General features: G+C 69.0%; 16 protein-coding genes. 9 read left to right on the plus strand and 7 right to left on the minus strand.

Translation table 11 applies throughout. The features are described from left to right. Positions 1-112 precede the first annotated feature (112 nt). The 7 genes from OG702_RS26320 to OG702_RS26350 all read left to right on the plus strand — a co-directional run bounded on the left by OG702_RS26320 (position 113) and on the right by OG702_RS26350 (position 5,662). Entirely contained in the window at positions 113-607 is a 495-nt protein-coding gene (locus OG702_RS26320; RefSeq protein WP_327291409.1) for a helix-turn-helix transcriptional regulator, read from the plus strand. Positions 608-612: 5 nt separating this feature from the next. Then, positions 613-855, plus strand: a complete 243-nt coding sequence (locus tag OG702_RS26325; RefSeq protein WP_327291410.1) for a hypothetical protein — start codon at positions 613-615, stop codon at positions 853-855. Between the two features lie 108 nt (positions 856-963). Then, positions 964-1,377, plus strand: coding sequence for a VOC family protein (locus OG702_RS26330; protein ID WP_327291411.1), 414 nt, complete (start codon positions 964-966; stop codon positions 1,375-1,377). Positions 1,378-1,532: 155 nt separating this feature from the next. Beyond that, positions 1,533-1,967 carry a YdeI/OmpD-associated family protein gene (locus tag OG702_RS26335; protein WP_327291412.1) on the plus strand — a complete coding sequence of 145 codons (435 nt, stop codon included), beginning with the start codon at positions 1,533-1,535 and terminating at the stop codon, positions 1,965-1,967. A 450-nt stretch (positions 1,968-2,417) separates the two neighbouring features. Further along, entirely contained in the window at positions 2,418-2,696 is a 279-nt protein-coding gene (locus OG702_RS35555) for a hypothetical protein (RefSeq protein ID WP_442814549.1), read from the plus strand. 141 nt (positions 2,697-2,837) lie between these two features. Continuing rightward, a complete protein-coding gene (locus OG702_RS26345) occupies positions 2,838-3,965 on the plus strand; it encodes an IS701 family transposase (protein ID WP_327293385.1) in 1,128 nt (375 codons plus the stop codon). Between the two features lie 293 nt (positions 3,966-4,258). Beyond that, positions 4,259-5,662, plus strand: a complete 1,404-nt coding sequence (locus OG702_RS26350) for an IS1380 family transposase (protein ID WP_327291413.1) — start codon at positions 4,259-4,261, stop codon at positions 5,660-5,662. 156 nt (positions 5,663-5,818) lie between these two features. On the opposite strand, the gene OG702_RS26355 is transcribed toward OG702_RS26350, so the two are convergent. The 6 genes from OG702_RS26355 to OG702_RS26380 form a co-directional block, all read right to left on the minus strand. Further along, a complete protein-coding gene (locus OG702_RS26355) occupies positions 5,819-7,582 on the minus strand; it encodes an NAD+ synthase (protein ID WP_327291414.1) in 1,764 nt (587 codons plus the stop codon). Between the two features lie 158 nt (positions 7,583-7,740). Next, entirely contained in the window at positions 7,741-9,381 is a 1,641-nt protein-coding gene (locus OG702_RS26360) for a glycoside hydrolase family 13 protein (RefSeq protein WP_327291415.1), read from the minus strand. 128 nt (positions 9,382-9,509) lie between these two features. Then, complete coding sequence (locus tag OG702_RS26365; RefSeq protein ID WP_327291416.1) at positions 9,510-10,400, minus strand: carbohydrate ABC transporter permease; 891 nt, start codon at positions 10,398-10,400, stop codon at positions 9,510-9,512. A 14-nt stretch (positions 10,401-10,414) separates the two neighbouring features. Beyond that, the gene (locus OG702_RS26370; protein WP_327291417.1) at positions 10,415-11,368 is read right to left on the minus strand and encodes a carbohydrate ABC transporter permease; all 954 of its coding nucleotides are present in this window, start codon (positions 11,366-11,368) and stop codon (positions 10,415-10,417) included. 88 nt (positions 11,369-11,456) lie between these two features. Beyond that, positions 11,457-12,866 carry an ABC transporter substrate-binding protein gene (locus tag OG702_RS26375; RefSeq protein ID WP_327291418.1) on the minus strand — a complete coding sequence of 470 codons (1,410 nt, stop codon included), beginning with the start codon at positions 12,864-12,866 and terminating at the stop codon, positions 11,457-11,459. A gap of 312 nt (positions 12,867-13,178) precedes the next feature. Further along, positions 13,179-14,204: a LacI family DNA-binding transcriptional regulator gene (locus OG702_RS26380; protein ID WP_205042732.1), complete on the minus strand. Its 1,026-nt coding sequence runs from the start codon at positions 14,202-14,204 to the stop codon at positions 13,179-13,181. A 171-nt stretch (positions 14,205-14,375) separates the two neighbouring features. Between OG702_RS26380 and OG702_RS26385 the strand changes: the two genes are divergently transcribed. Then, positions 14,376-16,631, plus strand: coding sequence for a galactose-binding domain-containing protein (locus OG702_RS26385; RefSeq protein ID WP_327291419.1), 2,256 nt, complete (start codon positions 14,376-14,378; stop codon positions 16,629-16,631). Positions 16,632-16,639: 8 nt separating this feature from the next. On the opposite strand, the gene OG702_RS26390 is transcribed toward OG702_RS26385, so the two are convergent. Beyond that, positions 16,640-17,959: a helix-turn-helix domain-containing protein gene (locus OG702_RS26390; protein ID WP_327291420.1), complete on the minus strand. Its 1,320-nt coding sequence runs from the start codon at positions 17,957-17,959 to the stop codon at positions 16,640-16,642. Between the two features lie 416 nt (positions 17,960-18,375). Here OG702_RS26390 and OG702_RS26395 point away from each other — a divergent pair, with 416 nt between their 5' ends. Beyond that, complete coding sequence (locus OG702_RS26395) at positions 18,376-19,014, plus strand: hypothetical protein (protein ID WP_327291421.1); 639 nt, start codon at positions 18,376-18,378, stop codon at positions 19,012-19,014. Positions 19,015-19,040 lie beyond the last annotated feature (26 nt).

Consider the following 19,040-nt stretch of genomic DNA (forward strand, 5'->3'; position numbering starts at 1 on the left):
CGAGCCGCGAGTCGCCGCACCGCTACCGCACCAGTAGCAGCGGTACGCCAAGGCCAACCAGAGTCAACGCGGACCTGCCCTGCCCTCCCCGCGGGAACGGCGGCGGGCACGCGTGCAGGCGCAGCGTCTGGCTGTTCTCGCGCGACTGCGCCGCGTCCGCGACCGGATCGACCGGGAATACGCACAGCCGCTGAACGTGGCGGCGCTCGCCCGTGATGTGAACATGCCCGCCGGGCACCTGAGTCGGCAGTTCCGGGCCGCCTACGGTAAGTCGCCGTACGCGTACCTGATGACGCGTCGCATCGAGCGGGCGACGGCGCTGCTGCGGCGGGGTGACCTCAGCGTCACCGAGGTCTGCTTCGCGGTCGGCTGCGCGTCGCTGGGAACATTCACCACCCGCTTCACCGAGCTGGCCTGCATGCCGCCGCCCGGGGCCTTCCGGCGCCAGGCGGCGGATGTGGCGGCCGACCATGCCGATGCTGCGGGTGCAGCCCGCGATGCGGGGGCGGCGATCAAGGTGGAAGGGATGCCTGCGTGCATGGCGGAGCAAGTCCCAAGACCGGTCAGGAATCGAGAAGCCCCGGCCACCGCGCAGCCCCTAGCGTGATGGTCATGGCAACCACTGCTTCCACCGCAGCCAACACGTCCCCGCGCCCGTCACCCTTGAGGCGGCCGGCCCGAGGCCGCCCGCCGCGTCTACAGCGCCTTCGGCGGCGGGCGTCCGAGGCGCACTCCAGCGGATTCTGCGGCTTCGCCCTGGCGCTCACGGTGGTCGGGCCGGCCACCGTCGACGGCTTCGTCGGGACCGCCGTGGACGCCGGCGCCACGGCACTGAAGTCCGCCATGCCGTCCTGACTCCCGTCCCCGTCGTACCGCTTGACCGGCGAACACACGCCGATGTGGCACTCGTGCCCCTGGCCCGGATGTCCAGCACCCACACATCTACAGTGCAAGGAGTAAGACATGAAAGCGCACGTCAGCTCGATCCTCCTCGGTGTCCAGAACATGGACCGGGCCAGGCAGTTCTACACCGAGGGGCTCGGCTGGAGGATCCAGAGCGACTTCGGTATCTCGGTGTTCTTCGAATCGGACGGCGCCTCGCCCGTCGGCTTCTACAGCCGCGAAGGCCTGGCCGACCAGGTGGGCACGGACCAGGAGGGCAGCGGCTTCAGCGGGCTGGTTCTGACCTACGTCGTCCGCAGTGAGGCACGGGTCGACGAGATCATGGCGGAGGCCCAGAAGGCCGGCGCCACGATCCTCAAGCCCGCCGGTGCTCTGCCGTGGGGCGGGTACGGCGGCACCTTCGCCGACCCGGAAGGCTACATCTGGAGTCTCGGCTACAGCGCCCAAGGAACCGACCAGCCCTACGCCGAGTAGCCCCGCTCTCATGCCTCACAGCCGTCCGGGACGGCGCGGCGCGTGCCGCAGCCGTCCCGGACACGGCAATGGTTCTGGTGGGGGAAGTGGGAGCCGCTATCGGAGCCGAGCGGGCGGGAACCGCGGTGGGCCGGCAGAACAACAGGAGGAAGATCATGAAGTTTCGGGCGTACGTCGAGCCACCAGAGCCCATGCGGGGCCTGGAAGTTCCACCCGAGGTGGTAGCAGCGCTCGGCGGGGGCGCCCGGCCGCCAGTGACGATCACGGTCAACGGGCATTCCTGGAAGAGCCGGGTCGCCATCCTGCGAGGCCGCCACCTGCTCGGCCTCAGCAACGCAAACCGGCAGGCCGCGGGTGTCGCCATCGGCGAGGAGGTCGAGGTCGAGCTGGAGCTCGACACCGAGCCGCGCGTCGTCGTCGAGCCCCCAGACTTCGCCCGAGCCCTCGACGAGGACCCGGTCGCCCGCGCCGCGTACGACAACCTTGCCCATGGCCGCAAGCGCGAGCACGTGCACGCCATCGAGAGCGCGAAGAAGCCCGAGACGCGCCGACGGCGCATCGAGAAGGCCATCGCCACCCTGCGGGGCTGAAACCCGAGAAGCGAGACTCCGCCAGCTGTGTGGGCCTGCCCGACACCAACATCGTCATCCTGCGTAAGTAGATCGACCCCGCGGAACTCCCCGCAGAGGTCGCAATCAGCGCCGTCACCGTAGCCGAGCTGTGCGCCGGACCCCACGAGGTGCGCAGGAAAGAGGAGCAAAGCGACGACGAGCACACGGAGCTCAGAGCGCGGGTTCGATTCCCGTCATCCGCTCCATTGCATGAGCCCCAGGTAATTCAGCTGGGGCTCATTCGGTGTCTGACTAAATTCGAAGTCCTGAATTGGGAGCGATCCTCATCGACGTGCCACAGGCCACCGGCCGGGCTTCGAGGCTCTTGATGTGGGGAACGCCCCCGGGTCCGCCACAACACGCACTGGCCCCTCTGGAAATTGGTCCGTAACGCCCAGACCTTCTACGCGAGACCCTCCAGACGAGCAAGTGAACTTCACCCTTCCCGCGCACTGCTGTTCGTGTGGCGCCTCGAGTGCTCGGTGCAGACAATGCCATCAGGCTGGCCGCCTGGCCACGCAGACTGCCCGCTGCGTCCACCGTGCTCAGGAGCGACTGCCCGATCCATGGGCCGACGACGAGTATCCGATACGGCTGCTGGCCGACAGCCTCCCTCTGCTCCTGCCCAAGGACGCCGAACTGTCCGCCCTGGAGGCCACCGCACTGATCGCCGGCGTCCTGCTTCACGAGATGGCCTGGGCCGGCTAACTAGTACTACAGGGCTAGATCTGGATCATGGGGTGGTGGAATGCTATGGCTGTGGACACGACTCAGCCCCATGATTCAGATCGTTCGTCGGACGCCGTCGGTCCGGCTGATTTAGCCGTCTGGGACCGCGAGTTCGCGGCGCTGGGCGAGCGGGTAACGCCGTTTTTCTACCGTCCGGAATCCCAGGAGCACGCCGTGCAGTATCTGCGTGGGCTTCTGTCCCCGTTGCAGCGCAAGAACGGCTGGACCATCGCTGAGTTCGCCGGCGAGAAGGAGCCCAAGGCACTCCAGCGGTTCTTGAACCTCACTCCGTGGAGTGCGGATCTGCTGCGGGACCTGGTCCGCGACTACGCGATGGAACGCTTCGCGGATCCCCGGGGTGTGCTGATCGCCGATCCCACGGGGTTTGCGAAGAAGGGCAGCAAGTCCGCCGGGGTCCAGCGGCAGTATTCCGGCACACTCGGACGGGTCGATAATTGCCAGATCGGGACGTTCCTGGCCTACGCCAACCGTCGTGGCGACCGTGTACTGATCGACCGGGAGCTCTACCTGCCCAAGGATTCCTGGGCCGTCGACTTCGAACGCCGCCGGGAGGCAGGGATCCCGGACGAGGTGGCCTTCCGCACCCGTCCGCAGCAGGTCCAGGCCATGATCGACCGTGCCGTGGCGGCCGGGGTGCCGTTTTCGTGGTTCGTCGCGGACGAGGAGTTCGGCCAGAACAGGATCCTGCGCGGGTACCTGGAAGCAGATGGCATCGCCTACTGCATGGCTGTCCCGAAATCCACCGACGTGGACACCGCGGGCATCACCACCAACCCTGACACGCCGACCCGGTTGGACAACCTGGCATCGCACCTGCGACCGGGGGACTTCTCCCGGCGGGCCTGCGGGATCGGCGCGAAAGGGTTCCGCACTTACGACTGGGCCGTGATCGCCGGACGGGACGGGCACCAGTACGTCGTGCGCCGCGCCATCGCGGATGGGGAGCTCGCCTACTTCCACTGCTACAACCCGCGCGGGGAATCGCTGTCGGAACTGGTGGCGGTCATCGGATTGCGCTGGCCGGTCGAGGAGTGCTTCGAGGCGGCCAAGCAGCAGGCCGGGCTGGACCACTACCAGGTACGCAAATACGACGCCTGGCATCGCCATATCACCATGGCCATGCTGGCGTTGGCGTTCCTGGCCGCGATGGCCCGAACCCCGCAAAAAGGGGCTCTCCGGACCTGGGCGATGACCGCGGACCGCGAACCCAGCGGCTCGCGGCCCTGACCGTCGCCGAGGTCCGGCGACTGTTCAACCTGATCGGCCAGGCGCGCACCGCCATCGACCAGGGACTTCGCTGGTCGATCTGGCGACGCGCACATCAGGCGAACGCACGACGACACCACTTCCGAAAGCGGCTGCGACACCAGATGATCAAGATCTAGCCCTGTAGTACTAGCCTGCGTGTTTCGCTTGCCACGGTGTCCGGATCTTGAGCGGGAACGCGAAAGTGCCTTCTGAGCTGGGATGATGAGGCTTGTCTAGGGCTTCTGTCACCACAACGAGAAGGCGCTTTCTGCGTGCAGACTACCGGGTCACGCCCCAAGCTCGTCGTGTCCGCCGACGGTCGCGGGGTGGTCAGCCATGCGGGTTCCCGGCTGCTGGCCGACCTCGCCGATGCCACCGGCCTGACAGCGGCCTTCACTGACACACTGCGTGGGCTTCGGCCGCGTGGCACCGGGCACGATCCGGGCAGGATCGCGGTCGATGTCGCGGTGATGCTCGCCGACGGCGGCGAAGCCATCAGCGACCTGGCCCTGCTACGCGACCAGGCCGGCGTCTTCGGCCCGGTCGCCTCCACCGCGACTGCCTGGCGTCTGCTGGCCGCCCGCGACCCGGCCGCCCTCGCCGGACTGCGCTCGGCCAGGGCCGCCGCCCGGGAGGTCGCCTGGCTCCAGGCCGCCGAGACAAGGACCGGCATACCCGCATCCCGGGCCGGTGGACGTGGCCTGCCCGGCCTGGTCCTGGACATCGACGCCACCCTGGTGACCTGCCACTCCGACAAGGAGGAGGCGGCACCCACCTACAAACGCGGGTTCGGCTACCACCCGCTGCTGTGCTTCCTGGACAACACCGGCGAAGCCCCGGCCGGCGTGCTGCGGCCAGGCAACGCCGGCGCGAACACCGCCAGCGACCACATCACCGTCCTGGATCGGGCCCTGGCCCAGATCCCCGACGCCCATCGCCACGGCACCCCGATCCTGGTCCGCACCGACAGCGCAGGAGGCGCGAAAACCTTCCTCGCCCACCTGCGGGCCCTACAAGACCGGGGCATCCGCACCTCCTTCTCCGTGGGATACGCGGTCACCGAACCGGTCCGCCGGGCGGTCCGGGCCCTGCCCGACCGGTTCTGGCACCCGGCTCTGGAGCAGGACGGCACCCTGCGGGCCGGCGCCGAGGTCGCCGAGTTGACCGGCATGGTCGACCTGACAGGCCACCCCGACGGCACACGCCTCATCGTCCGGCGCGAGCGTCCGCACCCCGGAGCGCAGTTGTCGCTGTTCGACCTCGACGAGGGCATGCGCCACCAGGCCTTCCTCACCGACACTCCCGTCGGTGAAGGCCCGCTGCAGTTTCTGGAGGTCCGCCACCGCGGGCATGCCCGCGTCGAGGACCGCATCCGCTGCGGCAAGACCACCGGCTTCGGCCGCTTCCCCTCCCGCCATTTCGCCATCAATCAGGCGTGGCTGGAGCTGGCACTGACCGCCATCGACCTGCTCGCCTGGGCCCAGACCCTCCTGCTGGACGGCGAGTTGGCCGCAGCCGAGCCGAAGAAACTCCGCTACCGCCTGCTCCACGCAGCCGCCCGCCTCACCCGCGGAGGGCGACGCCTCCACCTGCGGATCGCCGACACCTGGCCCTGGCGCCACGAACTGACCACGGCATTCACCCGCCTCGCGGCCCTGCCCGGACCCGCCACCTGACCCAACGACCAGTCGCTGTCCGCCCACGACCCGAGGACCCCTGGAGCACCCGACCCGAGCGTCGGGCCAAAGCCATACCCACCCATCCACAAACGGCGACGACCACCGAAAAGGAGGCCCAGCCCAGCTCAGCCGAGCCCAACCGAAACAGCGAGGCTAGAGGGTCTGCTCGCCCTCGCGCCAGCGGTTGGTGATCGGCAGCCTGCGGTCCTTGCCGAAGCCCTTCGCGGAGATCTTCGTACCCGGCGGATACTGCCGCCGCTTGTACTCGGCGGTGTCGGTGAGCTTGAGGATCCTGGTCACCAGCTCCGCGTCGAAGCCGGCGGCGACGATGGCCTCCCGGCCCTGGTCGCGGTCCACGTACAGCTCCAGGACGCGGTCGAGCACGTCGTAGTCGGGCAGCGAGTCGGTGTCGACCTGGCCCGGGCGCAGTTCGGCGCTCGGCGGCTTGCTGATCGAGTTCTCCGGGATCGGCGGGGTCTCGCCCCGCCCGGCCGACATCGCGTTCCGCCAGCGGGCCAGCCGGAAGACGGTGGTCTTGTAGACGTCCTTGATCGGGCCGTAGGCCCCCACCGAGTCGCCGTAGAGCGTCGAATAGCCCACCGCCAGCTCGCTCTTGTTGCCCGGCGCGAGCACGATGTGGCCCTCCTGGTTGGAGATCGCCATCAGCGTCACCCCGCGCAGCCGGGACTGCAGGTTCTCCTCCGCGAGCCCGGTCGGCGACAGCGCCTCCATGTACGCGTCGAACATCGGCGCGATGGGGACCGTACGGAAGTTCAGGCCGGTCCTGCGGGCCAGTTCGGCGGCGTCGCCCCTGGAGTGGTCCGAGGAGTACGCCGACGGCATCGAGACGCCGTAGACGTTCGACGCGCCGATCGCGTCGCACGCGATGGCCGCGACCAGGGCCGAGTCGATACCGCCCGACAGGCCGATCAGCACCGAGCGGAAGCCGTTCTTCTCGACGTACGCGCGCAGGCCGGTGACCAGCGCCCCGTAGATCTCGGCGGTGTCCTCAAGGCGCTCGGCGACCTCACCGGTGAACTGCGGGGTGTAGGGGGCCACCGGTTCCTCGGACAGCGTCACATGGTGGATCTCCAGGCCGTCGGCCACCCGTCCGGACGGCACCTCGGCGGGCGCGGGCGGCAGGTCCAGGTCCAGCAGGACGCACTCCTCGGCGAACTGCGGCACCCGGGCGATCACCTCGCCGCTCTGCGTGACCGCGATGGTGTCGCCGTCGAAGACCAGCTCGTCCTGGGCGCCGACCATCGCCAGATACACCAGCGTGCAGCCGGACTCCTGGGCCCGCTTGCGCACCAGGTCGAGGCGGGTGTCGTCCTTGTCCTGCTCGTACGGCGAGGCGTTGACCGACAGCAGCAGGCCGGCGCCGGCGGCGCAGGTGCCGGGCACCCGGCCGCCGTCCTGCCACAGGTCCTCGCAGATCGCCAGGGCCACGTCCACGCCGCGGACCCGGATCATCGGCAGGGTGTCGCCGGGCACGAAGTAGCGGAACTCGTCGAAGACGCCGTAGTTGGGGAGGTGGTGCTTGGCGAACCGCAGCGCCACCTTGCCGCGGTGCAGCACCGCCGCGCAGTTCTGCGGGGCGCCGGCCGGCTGGCCGAAGCGCGGCCTGGCGTCCTTGCTGCGGCCCAGGTAGCCGACGACGACCGGCAGCTCGCCGAGCCCCTCGTCGGCGAGCCGCCCGGCCAGTTCCACCAGCGCGGTGCGGCTCGCCTCGACGAACGACGACCGCAGGGCCAGGTCCTCCACCGGGTAGCCGGTGAGCATCATCTCGGGGAACGCCACGAGGTGGGCTCCCTGCGCGGCCGCATGCCGGGTCCAGCGCACGACCGACTCGGCGTTCCCGGCAATGTCGCCGACGCGGGCGTCGATCTGATTCAGGGCGAGTCGTAGTTGAGGCACGCCCCCAGTCTAATCGTCACCTAGACGAAATCACTGTCGCCCCGATCACACCCGGCCCCGGGCGCGGCGCCCCCACTGCCCCCGCCTGCGGGGGCGCCGCTGGGGACACCCCCGCGCGCGGGACCCCCGTACCGCGGGAAAGCTCGCCCCGGCGGGGGCTAGGCGCGCAGCCAGACCGCCGTGTCGGCCGGGAGGGCGCCGTCCGGGAGCGGACCGCTGGCGAGCAGGACCTCCGCGTGGTCGGGCAGCGCCGCGTCCTCGTCGGCCAGGTTCAGCAGGCACACGAACTCGGGGGAGCGGCGGAAGGCCAGCACGCCCGGCGGGGACTCCAGCCAGGCGAACGTACCGTCGCCGAGGCCCGCCTCGGCCCGCCGCAGGCCCAGCGCCGCCCGGTAGAGCGACAGCATCGAGTCCGGGTCGGCGGCCTGGACCTCCGCGGTGCGCGACGCCCAGTCGGCCGGCTGCGGGAGCCACGGCTCGGCGACGGCGCCGGGCGGGCTGAAGCCGAACGGGCTCGCGGAGCCGCCCCACGGCAGCGGCACCCGGCAGCCGTCCCGCCCCGGGTTGGTGTCCGCGGACCGCAGGTACATCGGGTCCTGCAGCTTGTCCAGCGGGATGTCCTCGACCTCGGGGAGCCCCAGCTCCTCGCCCTGGTAGAGGTAGACAGAGCCGGGCAGCGCCAGGGTGAGCAGGGCCGCGGCCCGGGCCCGCCGGGTGCCGAGTTCCAGGTCGGTCGGGATGCCGAAGGCCTTGGTGGCGAAGTCGAAGCCGGTGTCGGCCCGCCCGTAGCGGGTCACCGTACGCGTCACGTCGTGGTTGCACAGCACCCAGGTCGCGGGCGCGCTCACCGGCGCGTGCGCGGCGAGCGTCGTGTCGATGGACGTACGCAGCCTGGCGGGCTCCCAGGGGCACGCCAGGAAGTCGAAGTTGAAGGCGGTGTGCATCTCGTCGGGCCGCAGATACCGCGCGAAGCGCTCCGCGTCGGGCAGCCACACCTCGCCGACCAGGATGCGCGCGCCCGGGTAGGAGTCGGCGATCCGCCGCCAGCCGCGGTAGATGCCGTGCAGCTCGTCCCGGTCGATGTACGGGTGCGGTACGCCCGGTTCTGTGACGAGGTCGGGGAGCTCGGGGTCCTTGGAGACCATGGCGGCCGAGTCGATGCGAACGCCGCCGGCCCCCCGGTCGAACCAGAACCGCAGGATGTCCTCGTGCTCGGCGCGGACCTCGGGGTGGTTCCAGTTGAGGTCGGGCTGCTCGGAGTCGAAGAGGTTCAAGAACCAGTCGCCCGGGGTGCCGTCCGGGTCGGTGGTCCTGGTCCACGCCGGGCCGCCGAACTGCGAGGGCCAGTTGTTCGGCGGCAGTTCGCCGTGCTCGCCGCGTCCCGGCCGGAACCAGAACCGCTCCCGCGCCGCCGAGCCGGGACCGGCGGCCAGCGCCTCGCGGAACCACGGGTGCGCGGCGGATATGTGGTTCGGCACGACGTCGATGATCGTCCTGATGCCCAGCGCGAGGGCCTCGGAGATCAGCTTCTCGGCCTCGGCGAGCGTCCCGAAGACCGGCTCGACGTCCCGGTAGTCGGCGACGTCGTAACCGCCGTCGGCCATCGGCGACGGATACCACGGGCAGAACCACAGAGCGTTGACGCCCAGCTCGGCCAGGTACGGCAGCCGGGACCGCACGCCGGCGAGATCACCGGTCCCGTCGCCGTTGCTGTCGGCGAAGCTCCGCGGATAGACCTGGTAGATGACCGCGCCGCGCCACCAGTTCTCGTCGGCCTCGGGCTGAGGGGTGTCTGCCACGTCAACGTCCTTTCGGGCAGGTGGGACCCCGCCGCCGGCCCCAGGAGGCGGGGATGTGGGCATGAGGACCGGCGGCGGAGTGCTGTGGGGTGGAGCGTTACGGAAGGCTGCGCGGCCGCACGGGCCGGTCAGCCCTTGAGGCTGCCGGCGGTCAGGCCGGACATGATGTTGCGTTGGAAGAGCAGGAAGATCAGCAGGGTGGGCAGCGCGGAGATGGCGAGCGCGGCGATGAGCACGTTCTGCGGTACGCCCTGCGAAAGCGAGTTGATACCGATGTTGATCGGCTGCTTCTCCGGGTCGGGCTCCACCAGCATCGGCCAGAGGAAGTCCTTCCAGACGTTGACCACGGCGAAGATCGACACCACGCCGAGGATCGGCCGGGACATCGGCAGCACGATCGACAGCAGGGTGCGCATCGGCCCGGCCCCGTCGATGGCCGCCGCGGCCATCAGGTCGTTGGGGATCGAGTCGAAGAACCGCTTGAGCAGGAAGATGTTGAAGCCGTTGGCCACCGTGGGCAGCCAGATCGCCCACGGGTGGTTGATCAGGTTGACGTGCAGCAGCGGCAGGTCGAGCACCGTCATGTACTGCGGGATGATCAGCACGGCCGAGGGGATCATCAAGGTGGCGAGCATGCCGCCGAGGACGATGTTGCCCATCACCGGCCGCAGCTTGGACAGCGCGTAGGCCGCGGCCACGTCGAAGACCAGCTGGAAGGCCAGCGCGCCGAAGGCGTAGTAGAAGGTGTTCCACAGCAGCTTGGCGAGCTTCAACTGGGTCCACGCCGTCTTGTAGTTCGACGGGTGGGGATCCTTCGGTATCAGCGTCGGCGGGTTGTGCAGCACCTCGTGCACGGACTTGAAGCCGCTGGTGGCCATCCAGTACAGCGGCCCGACGAAGACCACGGTGAAGACCACGAGTACGACGGACAGCACGGTCCAGTAGATGAATCTGCCCCGGGGCCTTGCCAGGGTCGCGGACGAGATCAGCGTCCGGTTCTGGGAGGAGAACTCTGCCATGATCGTGATCCGTCCTAGTCGCTGTTCCGGTTGAGCCGCGCGTACAGACCGGAGAATCCGGCGAGTACCAGGAGCAGGAAGAGGCCGAGCGCAGCCGCGCCACCGAAGTTGTTGTAGCGGTAGCCGTACTGGTAGACCATGTAGACCACGGTCATGGTGGAGTTCTCCGGACCGTTTCCGCCGGCCATCAGGAAGACGTTGGTGAACTCCTGCATGGTCGCCACGATCTGCAGCAGCAGCATCAGCGAGAGCACCAGCTTGGTCTGCGGGATCGTCACGTGCCAGATCTTGCTCCACAGCCCCGCGCCGTCCAGGTCGGCGGCCTCGTACAGCTCACCGGGGATGTTCTGCAGCGCCGCCAGGTAGATCAGCGTCGCGCTGCCCATGCTCATCCACGTCGCCGCGATGACCACCGAGATCAGTGCGGTGTTCGACGAGTCGAGCCACTGCGACGTCGGCAGGTGGAAGATCTTGAGAATGCGGTTGAACAGGCCGTATTCGGGGTTGTAGAAGTACTTGAAAAGCAGGGCGCCCGCCACCGGCGGGAGCATGACGGGCAGGTAGACCAGGATGCGCAGGTAAGCCCGCGCGTGCCGCAGTTCGTTGAGCAGGATCGCGATGAGGAACGGCACCGCGAAACCGATCACCAGCGCGTAGAGCGTGAACATCCCGGTGTTCTTCCACGCCGTCCAGAAGTACGGGTCGTGGTAGATCGTCTTGATGTTCTTGAATCCGACCCAGCTGGTCACCCCGCGCTTGGTCTGCTGGAAGCTCATGATGAACTCCCGGACCATCGGGTACCACGAGAAGAACCCGAAGCAGAGGATCGCCCCGATGAGGAACCCGTAGGCCTGGAGGTTCTGGCTCAGCTTGCGGCTCAGGCCGCCCCGGCCGCCTTGGGCCCTAGGACCTGCGGCGCGCCCGGCGTGGCGCCTGGTTGTTTTGTCGGGGACGGTCGTCGCCGCCATGAAGGCTCCTCGGCTGGAAGCGGTGCATGAGTTCCGTGCCGCGCCGCGGGGGCCGGTCGCCGACCGGCCCCCGCGGGGGGCTGTGCTGTTACTGGCCGGCGGCCAGCAGCTGGTTCGCCTGCGTCTCCGCGGACGACAGCAGCTTGCTGACGTCGGCGTTCTTGTTGCTCAGCACGCCGGACATCACGGTGTCGAGCACGGTGTAGAGCTTCTGCGCGTTCGGCGGCTCACCCTTCACCGGGACCTGCGCGTCGACGTACGACTTGTAGTTCTGCACCGGGACGGTCGCGTACTGGGTCTTGTCCGCGGTGTCGGTGGCCTTGGACTGGCCGGTGAAGAAGAAGGGCTGCGGCAGGCCGACCGGGATGCCGTCGGTCTTGTTGCGCGCGTAGTTGAACTGGCCCTTCTTCAGGGTCAGGAACTTGAAGTTGATCCAGGCGATACCGGCCTTGATCTGGTCCGGGCTGTCCGACTTCTTGAAGAAGTAGTCGTTGCCGCCCATCAGCGAGGTCTTGCCGCCGGGGATCGGCGCCATGCCCAGGTCGTTGAAGTTGGCGCCGTACTGCTGGACCATCAGCTGGATGTCGTCGGGAGCGGCGAGGTACATGCCGATCTGGCCCGCGCCCATCGCCTTCTGGCTCTCGCCCCACGCCTTGCCGGCGCTGGAGGGCATGCTGTTGTCCACCCAGCGCATGTCATGGATGGTCTGCAGGATCGAGGCGGCCTCGGGGCCGTTGAACGCGGCCTTGCTGCCGTCGTCGCTGACCACGTTGTTGCCCGCGCCGTACAGCGCCGAGGTCAGGTGCCAGCCGCCCTGGTTGCCGGCGCCGTACTCGAAGAAGCCGTGGACGCCCTTGCTGCCGAGCTTGTCCTGGATGACCTTGGCGTCGGTGCGGATCTCGTCCCAGGTGGTCGGCGGCTTGTCGGGGTCGAGGCCGGCGTCCTTGAAGATCTTGCGGTTGTAGATCAGGCCCATCGAGTAGTTCGTGGTGGGGAGCCCGTACAGCTTGCCGTCGTCCTTGAGGATCGCCAGGACGTTCGGGTCGATGTCCTTGAGGTTGGGCACCGTCTTGTCGTTGACGTAGTCGGTGATGTCAGCGGCCTGGCCGGCGTCCAGGACCTGGTTGAGGTCCGTGACGTAGCTGTAGAAGACGTTGGTCTCGGACGAGCCCTGGAGCTGGGCGGTGAACTTGTCCGTGTCCTCGCAGGGGAACGTGTCCTTGCTGTTGATGGTCACGTTCGGGTAGGTCTTGTGGAACTCGGCGATGTCGTCGAGCCATTGCTTGCGCTCGGGCTTCTTCGTCGTGGGCGGCATGCAGTCGACGCTGATCGTCACCTTGGTCTTCGGGTCCAAGGGGGTGCCGGCGCTGGAGCTGCTGGACTTGCTGCTGCCCTTGTCGTCCTTCTTGTCGTCGCTGGAGGAGCATGCGGCACTCGTCAATCCGATGCCTGCGACCAGCGCGACTGCCACCAGTCTGCGGTAGCGGATTCTGCTCATGATCAAACCCTTCCCCTGAACCACTGCGCGTCGTTGGACTGCGATCTGGGACCCCCGCGGCGCATGGATGCACATGATGTCCGGCGCAGGTGCGCGCCGCCGTCTCGGGTTGGCTCAACGTACTTAACCCGATAGATGTCCGCAAGATGTCGCGTGAATTTCGCAAAGACACGACTTGGTCACGACGGTCAAGGGTGCCGACCGCGCTGCGGAGACGGCTGAGCGCGCAGCCGCACCGCGCCGGCGTCCGGCACGGTGAACTGCGCGCTCAGCCCCTCAGGGGGTCCTCAGTGAAGGCCTGACGGGGTATCGCTAGGCGTTCGTACGGGCCTCCGGATGCGGGATACGGGCGGGGTGCGGGGCCGGTCCGGTGGAACCGCGGACCACCAACTCCGGTTCGAAGAACAGCTCGTCGTGGTCGACCGAGGCACCGCTGATCTCGCCGGCCAGCAGGTCCACCGCGGCCCGTCCCATCGCCTCGATGGGCTGCCGCACGGTGGTCAGCGGCGGCTCGGTGCAGTTCATCAGCGACGAGTCGTCGTAACCGATGACGGAGACGTCCTCGGGCACCGACAAGCGCCTCCTGCGGGCGGCCCTGATGGTGCCGAGCGCCAGCAGGTCGGAGGCGCAGATGAAGGCGGTGATGCCGCGCGCCAGCAGCCGGCTGGCGGCCGCCTGGCCGCCCTCAAGGGTGAACAGCGCGTGCTCCACGGTCACCGAGGGGTCCACCCGGCGGGCGGCGGCGAGCTTGCGGCGGGAGGGCACGTGGTCGGGCGGGCCGAGCACCAGGGCGATGCGCTGGTGCCCCAGCGAGATCAGATGGTTCATCGCCTGCTCCACCGCCACCGCGTCGTCACACGAGACCCGGGGGAAGTCGAGATGGTCGATGGCGGCGTTCATCAGCACGGTGGGCAGGTTGCGTTCCGCGAGCCGTGCGTAGTGGTCGTGGGGTGATTCGGCCTGGGCGTAGAGCCCGCCGAAGAAGACGACCCCGGACACATGTTGCTGGAGCAGCAACTCCACGTAGTCGGCCTCGGAGACACCGCCCGCGGTCTGGGTGCACAGCACCGGGGTGAAGCCCTGCTGTGCCAGCGCGCCACCGACCACCTCCGCGAAAGCAGGGAAGATCGGGTTCTGCAGCTCGGGCATGACCATGCCGACCAGCCGGGCGCGTTCGCCCCGCAGCTGGGTGGGCCGTTCGTATCCGAGCACGTCAAGGGCGGTGAGGACCGCGGCCCGGGTAGCGTCGGAGACGCCGGGCTTTCCGTTCAGCACCCGGCTGACGGTGGCCTCGCTCACCCCGACCTTCTTTGCCACCTCGGCAAGTCGTCGTGTCATGGCGTCGATTCTAGTACAGGTGACGCAAGATTCTTGCGGCGATTTTGCGGAATCTCTGCAAGTCATCCAAATTTTGCGAAACACGGTCGACATATTGCTGCGTCAGGTCACTGTCCCTAGGGTGTCGGTCGTCACACCTGCGACTCCCGTCAGAAGGGACCCCCCCACCGCATGGACATCAGACGTCGCTCCTCGGTCTGGATCGCCACCGCGACCACCGCCGCGCTCGCCGCCGGCGGACTCGCCTTCTCCCTGACCACCGCCGCCAGCGCCGCCCCCACCGCGCAGGCCGTCTCACCCTTCGCCGTCAGCGGCGGCGCCAGCGTGCCGTTCACCGAGTACGAGGCCGAGGCCGCGGCCACCAACGGCTCGCAACTCGGCCCCGACTACACCCAGTCAACGGTCGCCTCCGAGGCGTCCGGCCGCCGCGCGGTCACGCTCAGTGGGCAGGGCAAGTACGTCGAGTTCACGCTCACCAAGGCCGCCAACGCCGTCGACGTGGCGGTGAACCTGCCGCGCGGCGCCTCGGGCACGGTGTCCGTCTACGTCAACGGCAGCAAGATCAGCGGAAAGCTCGCGGTCACCTCGCAGTATTCGTACGTGGACACCGGCTGGATCGCCGGCGCCAAGACGCACCACTACTTCGACGACTCCCGGCTGCTGCTCGGCCAGAACGTGGCCGCGGGCGGCAAGGTCAAGCTGCAGCTCGACGCCGGCGACACCGGCAGCGCCACCGTCGACGTGGCCGACTTCGAGCAGGTCGCGGGCGCCGCCACCCAGCCCGCGAACTCCGTCTCGGTGGTCGCCGACGGCGCCGACGCCGGCGGCAGCGGCGACTCCACCCAGGCCTTCCGGCAGGCGATATCCGACGCCAAGTCCCAGGGCAAGGAGGTCTGGATCCCGCAGGGGAACTTCAAGGTCACCTCGCAGATCCCGGCCGACGGCGTCACCCTGCGCGGCGCCGGCAACTGGTACTCGGTGGTGCACAGTTCGCACTTCATCGACCAGGGCTCGGCGAGCGGCAACACCAAGCTCTACGACTTCGCGGTCTTCGGCGACGTCAGCGTCCGCAACGACAACTCGCCCGACAACTTCGTCACCGGCAGCCTCGGCCCGAACTCGGTCGTCTCCGGGATGTGGGTGCAGCGCGAGAAGGTCGGCCTGTGGCTGACCGGCAACAACGACAACCTGGTGGTGCAGAACAGCCGCATCGTCGGCACCACCGCCGACGGGCTGAACCTCGACGGCAGCGCCCACAACGTCACCGTGAAGAACAACTTCCTGCGCAACCAGGGTGACGACTCGCTCGCCATGTGGTCGCTCGGCTCGCCCGACACCGGCAACTCCTTCACCGGCAACACCATCGTGCAGCCCAACCTGGCCAACGGCATCGCGATCTACGGCGGCAGCAACAACACCGCCTCCAACAACGTGATCGCCGACACCAACGCGCTCGGCAGCGGCATCGCGATCTCCAACCAGGCCTTCCTGCAGCCCTTCAACCCGCTCTCGGGCACGGTCACCGTCTCCGGCAACACCCTGATCCGCACCGGTGCGCTCAACCCCAACTGGGGCCACCCGATGGGCGCGCTGCGGGTCGACTCCTACGACTACGCCATCAGCAACGACATCCGGATCAGCAGCACCACCTTCATCGACAGCCCGTACAGCGACTTCGAGTTCGTCTCCGGCGGCGGCCACGGCTACCAGGTCAGCGGGGTGACGGTCAGCGGGGCGACCGCCTCGGGCACCGGCACCGTGGTGGTGCAGGCCGAGACCCCGGGATCGGCCTCGTTCAGCAACGTGACGGCCACCAGCACCGGGGCGACCGGCGTCTACAACTGCTCCTACCCGGCCAACCTGCCCGCCTTCACCGTCAACAAGGGTTCGGGCAACAGCGGTTGGGACGGCACCTGGGGCGACTGCAACAGCTGGCCGCAGCCCGGCAGCGGTCCCGGCACCAGCACCGGCGGCACCACCGGCGGTTCGACCACGCCGCCGCCGACCAACGGGAACCTGGCACTGGGCCGTCCGGCCAGTGACACCGGCCACGCCGACGTCTACACCGCGGGCAACACCGTCGACGGCAACGCCAACACCTACTGGGAATCCACCAACAACGCCTTCCCCCAGTCACTGACCGTCGACCTCGGCGCCGCGAAGACCATCGGCCGCCTCGTGATCAAACTGCCCCCCGCCACCGCCTGGGCCACCCGCACCGAGACCCTCTCCGTCCAGGGCTCCACCGACAACAGCACCTGGACCACCCTGAAGGCCTCCGCCGGCTACACCCTCAACCCCGCCACCGGCAACACCGCCACCATCACCCTGACCCCCACAAGCACCCGCTACCTGCGGCTCACCGTCACCGGCAACACCGGCTGGCCCGCCGCCCAGCTCTCCGAACTGGAGGCCTACACCTCCTAGTCGGCGGCCTACACCTCGTGGCCGGACCGGCCGCGTGACGGCGGACGGCGGTGCTCCTGGCGGGCGCCACCGTCCGCCGTCCGTGCGCTGTCCGCGGCCCGGGCGGCGAAGGCGTGGCTGTCCGCCGCCTCGCCGTGCTCGCGCAGGTGCAGGGCACGCAGCGCGATCTCGGTGGCGAACCGGTGGTCGGGGTCGGCCAGCTGGTCGCCGAAGGCCCGGTCGAGGATGCGGATGCGGTAGCGCACCGTCTGCGGGTGCACCCCGAGCTGGTCGGCGACCTGCGCCGCGGTGCCCCGGGTGGTGAGCCAGATCCGCAGGGTGTCGATCAGCCGGGCCCGCTGGGTCGCGGTCAGCCCCACCAGCGGGCCGAGGTAACGGCCGGCGATCTGGTTGACCAGCGCCGGGTCGCCCAGCAGCCACAGCGGTAAGAGGTGGTCCTCGCACATCGCCACCTCGTCCTCGTCGATCACCCCCGCGTCGGCGAGCGCCAGGGCGTGCCGCGCCCAGCGCAGCGAGTCGGCGGCCTCGCTGAGCGAGGTGGTCAGCCCGACCGCCGCCCGGCAGCCGGCCAGCGCGGCGGTCAGCGAGCGCCGCCGCTCCTCGGTGAAGGGCCCAGGCACCAGCAGGTGCGGCTCGGGGTCGGCGAAGTCCAGCAGGATGTCCTTGTCCAGTGCCCCGCGCGGCGGCCGGGTGTCCGGCGCGATCGCGACCAGCGTGACCTCCTCCGGCAGCGGCCAGGCGGAGTGCTCGGCGAGTTCGGCCAGCGCGCTGCGGGCGACCGCGGTGCCGCCGAGGATGCGGCGCAGCAGCCGCCGGCGCCGGTTGTCGGGTTCCTCGCCCAGCTCGGCGAGCGCCTGCACGTAACCCTCGCGGGACAGCTCGGCGAGGTCGCCCATGTAGGCGAACAGCGCGTCGGCGAAGGTCAGCATGAAGGACGCGGACAGGCTGTAGCGGCGGCCCACCGTACGGACCCTGCGCAGCGCGACCTGGCAGCCGATGCGGTACGCGGCCTGCAGGTTGTCCAGGCTGCGGCCCTCGTACGCCTCGAAGCGGCCGAACCTGCGGCACAGGTCGTCACGCAGCGCGGTGGTGGCGGTGGGGGCGGCCACCCGGTCCACGAAGGTGGCGATGCTCTGCTCGATGCCTATTTTGATCACGCGGGCGTTGGGGCCTTCGAGCAGGTGGCCGTATTCGGGGATGGCGGTGACGATTTCAGCTGCCATCTCTTTTAAAAGACTGGGCAGTTCAGGGCGCATGACGGCGGCGAACTCGCGAGGAATCGGACCGGGAGGTTCCGAATTTTCGGGTGTCTGACGCATGACGGTCATGCCCCTCCCTCCGGACGCGCAGCCTCGCGCTCCGTAACCTTGCTGCAACATAGACCAATCGTGCACCGAGCGCAGCACCCCGGACACGGAAACGTTGTCGGTGGCGCCGCCGGGGCAGACCGTACCGCCGCCGTCCCGCAGGTGCGGCCTTCGGCCACGGAATGCTCACCCGCGCACAAAAAAGCGGCCCCCTGCTGTCTCCGCGGTGACAGAAAAATACCCGGCGGTAGGGTCGCGCCGGAAATCTTGGGCGGACTTGTTGCGCCCCGAGTTACCCGTGCGTAACGTCCAGCACCGCAAGAGCAGCCGACCGGATTCGGCATCCAACGTTCCAGGTAGTGAGTCGCAACCGAATTCCGGCCCCCACGCCGGGACCCGGTTTATCAGGCACGTCAACTCCCAGGAAGGACCAAGCCGTGCGCAAGCTCTCCACCCTCACCAAGAGCAGCCTCGTCACCGGGGCCGCCCTCGCCGCGGCGATCGGCCTGGCGGCCAGCCCCGCCTCGGCGGCCGGCACATGGACCGTCACCGGCGGCGGCAGCTTCAAAGCCACCGCGAGCCACCCGATCCTGAAGGACACCAACACCGGCACGACGCTCAACTGCACGTCCTCGGCCGCCGGGGGCAGCGCGACGAACGGCACCGGCCTGTCCGGCACGAACATCGCCGCCATCAGCTCGCTGTCCTTCACCGGCTGCACCGGCCCGGCCGGCATCAGCTTCAACGTGGCCCCGCAGGGCCTGCCGTGGCACCTCAACGCGGTGTCGTACAACGCCAGCACCGGCGTGACCACCGGCACCCTCACCGGGGTCATCGCCAAGCTCACCGGCCTGTGCAACGCGACCTTCGCCAGCCCCTCGGGCTCGACGACCGGCGCGTCGCTGAACGCCACGTACACCAACGGCACGCACACCCTGGCGATCACCGGCGGGAACCTGAAGGCGTACAGCGTCTCCGGTATCTGCCTCGGGCTGATCAACAACAACGACCTCGCGGTCTTCACCGGCAACTACGTGGTGACGCCCCCGACCTCGCTGAAGCTCACCTCTCCGTGATCCCGCGCTGACCGCGCACGCGGAAA

The organism is Streptomyces sp. NBC_01198, from assembly GCF_036010485.1.
GTDB lineage: Bacteria > Actinomycetota > Actinomycetes > Streptomycetales > Streptomycetaceae > Actinacidiphila.

Excerpts from the sequence above, each read along its gene's own strand:
- OG702_RS26330 (WP_327291411.1), top strand. The coding sequence starts at position 964 with ATGAAAGCGCACGTCAGCTCGATCCTCCTCGGTGTCCAGAACATGGAC.
- OG702_RS26380 (WP_205042732.1), bottom strand. The coding sequence starts at position 14,204 with ATGACACGACGACTTGCCGAGGTGGCAAAGAAGGTCGGGGTGAGCGAG.
- OG702_RS26370 (WP_327291417.1), bottom strand. The coding sequence starts at position 11,368 with ATGGCGGCGACGACCGTCCCCGACAAAACAACCAGGCGCCACGCCGGG.
- OG702_RS26365 (WP_327291416.1), bottom strand. The coding sequence starts at position 10,400 with ATGGCAGAGTTCTCCTCCCAGAACCGGACGCTGATCTCGTCCGCGACC.
- OG702_RS26375 (WP_327291418.1), bottom strand. The coding sequence starts at position 12,866 with ATGAGCAGAATCCGCTACCGCAGACTGGTGGCAGTCGCGCTGGTCGCA.
- OG702_RS26390 (WP_327291420.1), bottom strand. The coding sequence starts at position 17,959 with ATGACCGTCATGCGTCAGACACCCGAAAATTCGGAACCTCCCGGTCCG.
- OG702_RS26385 (WP_327291419.1), top strand. The coding sequence starts at position 14,376 with ATGGACATCAGACGTCGCTCCTCGGTCTGGATCGCCACCGCGACCACC.
- OG702_RS26325 (WP_327291410.1), top strand. The coding sequence starts at position 613 with ATGGCAACCACTGCTTCCACCGCAGCCAACACGTCCCCGCGCCCGTCA.
- OG702_RS26335 (WP_327291412.1), top strand. The coding sequence starts at position 1,533 with ATGAAGTTTCGGGCGTACGTCGAGCCACCAGAGCCCATGCGGGGCCTG.